The sequence below is a fragment of the Peptoniphilus grossensis ph5 genome, assembly GCF_000311825.1.
Taxonomy (GTDB): domain Bacteria; phylum Bacillota; class Clostridia; order Tissierellales; family Peptoniphilaceae; genus Peptoniphilus_A; species Peptoniphilus_A hominis.
This window is the reverse complement of sequence record NZ_HE978566.1, coordinates 790,619-793,979: the sequence shown is the minus strand read 5'-3', so window position 1 is coordinate 793,979 and position 3,361 is coordinate 790,619. Positions and strand designations below refer to the sequence as shown.

General features: G+C 31.3%; 2 protein-coding genes and 1 pseudogene. All 3 read right to left on the bottom strand.

Going from position 1 to position 3,361, the window contains the following annotated elements; all coding sequences use genetic code 11:
• Positions 1 to 483: 483 nt before the first annotated feature.
• Positions 484 to 1,673, bottom strand: a pseudogene (locus HGPG_RS03770) (IS256 family transposase).
• 338 nt (positions 1,674 to 2,011) lie between these two features.
• Positions 2,012 to 2,800, bottom strand: a complete 789-nt coding sequence (locus HGPG_RS03765; RefSeq protein WP_019124727.1) for a serine hydrolase — start codon at positions 2,798 to 2,800, stop codon at positions 2,012 to 2,014.
• Between the two features lie 28 nt (positions 2,801 to 2,828).
• Positions 2,829 to 3,361, bottom strand: a 533-nt coding sequence (locus HGPG_RS03760) for an enolase C-terminal domain-like protein (protein ID WP_036731294.1), incomplete at its 5' end; no start/stop codon positions are given.

Sequence of the window (3,361 nt, the reverse complement as noted above, 5' to 3'; positions counted from 1 at the left end):
GTGGAATACAGAGAACAAAATGCAGCATAAAAATTCCACCCCTAGGGGTGGAAAGTAATAAAATAATACCAGAACTAGCAAACTACTAGTCCTGGTATTAAGTCCAACTTTATGGGGTCACAACATTTGGGGGTGGCTTTTTTGTGAATAGAAAAAGAGACCTGATTGTAGGTCTCTTTAATATTTAAATCGGTAGTGTGAAAAGTTTTGTGTATCAGCCCTCCTGATAGGATGTGGCTGATATTTTTTATTGAAAAATATCTTAAAACTAAATATATTCAAAAATTCACTTTTATGAATCTTTGTAAGCTAATTTTGGCACAAGAAAATTAAAAGGTCAAGATTTATTTTAAAATCTACCTTTTCTGCCTAATTGATTTTTTTAAATTTGAGGATTTTGTCAAGGGTTGGTCGTAAGACCAAGGCGTAGCCTTTACCCTTGACGGGAATTCTCAAATTTTTTATTATTTTTGTGGCAGAAAATTAGATTCTGACTTCAAAGTATATTGTTAGCTGAGATAATATTTGATCCCATCCACAGATTCTTGATGTCCACTTGCTTGATGCATCTACCATTGCTAGGTACAAGCTTTTTTGTAGTGCATAGTCATTTGGAAATATGACCTTATTTTTTGTAACTTTTCTTAGTTGCCTATTGAAGTTTTCCACGGCATTTGTTGTGTATATTAGTTTTCTGATACCTTCTGTGTATTTGAAATATGTAGATAGTTCTGCCCAGTTGTTCCTCCATGAGCTTACACACATTGGATATTTTTTGACCCATTTTTCTTCAAAGATATCTAAATTTGTTAGAGCAAGTTCTTCTGTCGGTGCCTTGTAGACTGTTTTTAAGCCTTTCATTAGTTCTTTTATGTCTTTGTATGATACATATTTTGTGGAGTTTCTTATTTGGTGTATTATACATTTTTGCTTGTGCCCTTTGGGTATATTTCTGATTTTGGATAAACTGCTTCTATTGCTTGGCTAAAACCTGGTAAGTTATCTGTTGAGAATATGAGTACATCTTCTAGTCCTCTTTCTTTTAATTGATTTAATACTAAAAGCCAGTATTTGCTTGATTCATTTTCTCCTACCCCACATTCCTAATATTTCTTTAAATCCTTCTAAATTGTATCCTAGGGCTATATATACTGCTTTTTTTTACTACTATATTGTTTTCTCTTACATGGTAGTGGATAGCATCTAAGAATACCATTGGGTATAGTCGTTCTAGTGGTCTATTTTGCCATTCTTCTATGGTTGGTGGTATTTTATTTGTTATTTTACTTATCATTGTTTCTGATATTCCAAAACCATAGATATCTTTGATATGACTTGATATATCTCTTGTTGTCATTCCTTTTGCGTACATGGATATTATCTGATTTTCTATGTTTGATATTTCTTTTTCGTATTTCTTTAATACCTGTGGTTCAAAAGATCCTTCTCTATCTCTTAGTATGTCTAGGTCTATGTTTCCGTAAGATGATTTGACTGTTTTCTTACTTGAACCATTTCTAGTGTTTAGTGATAGTGGTGTTTCTCCGTATTTATAGTCTAAATGCTCATCTAGTTCTGCTTTAAGCATTTTGCTCCATTGTATCTCCTAAAAGATCTTTTAAAGCTTCCTGTAAATCTTGTACTGTTTCTGGTTGATACTCTTCGATTAACATTTTTGATATTTTGTTAAGTCTTGTTTCTGGTCTTTTTCTTGCTATAAAAATTCCTCCTTATTATTATTATACTATCAGGAGGAGTTTCCATACACAAATTATTTCACAATCTCTTTATTTGCTATTAAAAACAAGATTTAATTGTCCTCTTTACAATCAGGACATCTAATATTTAATTCTTTGAGACCATATTCGTTGATTAAGAAAGAATACCAATTTTTAAACATCATTTTTTTAAACCTTATATCTTGTATACTTTATAAAACACATTTATATGCAGTAGTAATTGTTTGAGTGACTATTCTTGCCTCTCACAAAAGATGTAAAACAATTTTATTTTACTCTATAACACTATTATAAATTTTTAGCGAAATTTTACCTATAATATCCTTGGCAATAACATTTGAGTCCGCATTGTTTACTAAAACAACTAAAATATAATTCTTGCTGTTTGTAAAAAATATTCCTCCGTCATTTTCCAAAAAGTCTAAATCGCCACTTTTATTAGCAATTTTTAAATCTTCTGGTAAATATCTTTGAAGCCTATCTCTTTCCTGTTGTCTTAGTAAGATATCAAGAGCCAATTCTGAAAGATCCTCTCTTAAAAAACTTTTTTCGTAAATAATTTTCAACACAGAAAATACATCTTCTGATGATGTAAAATTATCTAACCCTCTGCTCTGAGCATCTGTATCCATCATGATTCTTTCAAGAGAAGTTTCTAAAAGATTAAGCTCTTTACCAAGCTTGTTAATGTTATCCATTCCAATTTTCTCAATTAAAATATTTGTAGCATAGTTGTCACTTATTATTATCATAAGCGTCAACAGTTCTTTTATAGTGAAAGAATGATCACAAGAAAGATCCTTTAATACTCCTGAACCTCCAACTCTCTTATCTTCCACAAGTTTTGTTTTTTCATCAAGAGATATTTCTTTTAATTCAACTTTTTTTAAAAGAGTCAACATTATTAAAAGTTTTATCATACTTGCTGATGGCACTTTTTTATTTCCGTTTATAGAAAATTTTTCGTCATTATCTAGATCACAAAAGGTAACAGATATAGATGCAGAACTTTCTTTTATAAGGTTCTCTATATCATTTTTTAAATTATCATAGTTTATCATACTTAACACTCCATATTCTATTAATATTTTAAATATCTAAATATTTTATTCCTTTGACAGATTTTATTCCTAGCCCTACATCGTCAGATACTTTTATTACTTTCTCATCAAAGATAGCTCCTCCTTCTATTGGGTCTTCTATACAGAGGACTGGTCCGTCTAAGTCTACCTTTGTTATTATCTGCTTTGCACAAGCTAGATGTACTGCTGCATTTACTGATATCTTTGCTTCAAGCATGCAACCTATCATGCATTCTACTCCACATAATTCTGCCATGCTAACTATTTTTAGGGCGTTATAAAGTCCTCCGCACTTCATTAGTTTTATGTTAATTAAGTCTGCTGCTTTCATGTTTAGAATTGTCATGGCATCTTCTGGTGAAAATACACTTTCGTCTGCCAAGACTGGTACTATTGAGTGGTCTGTTACATATTTTAGTCCTTGGTAATCATGTGCCTTTACTGGCTGCTCTACTAATTCAATGTCTAGTTGTTTTTCTTGCATTGAGTCTAAGATCCTAACTGCTTCTTTAGGTGACCATGCTTGGTTGGCATCTATTC

Bases quoted from the DNA above. Each gene is read 5' to 3' on its own strand.
- HGPG_RS03765 (WP_019124727.1), bottom strand. From the start codon at position 2,800: ATGATAAACTATGATAATTTAAAAAATGATATAGAGAACCTTATAAAA.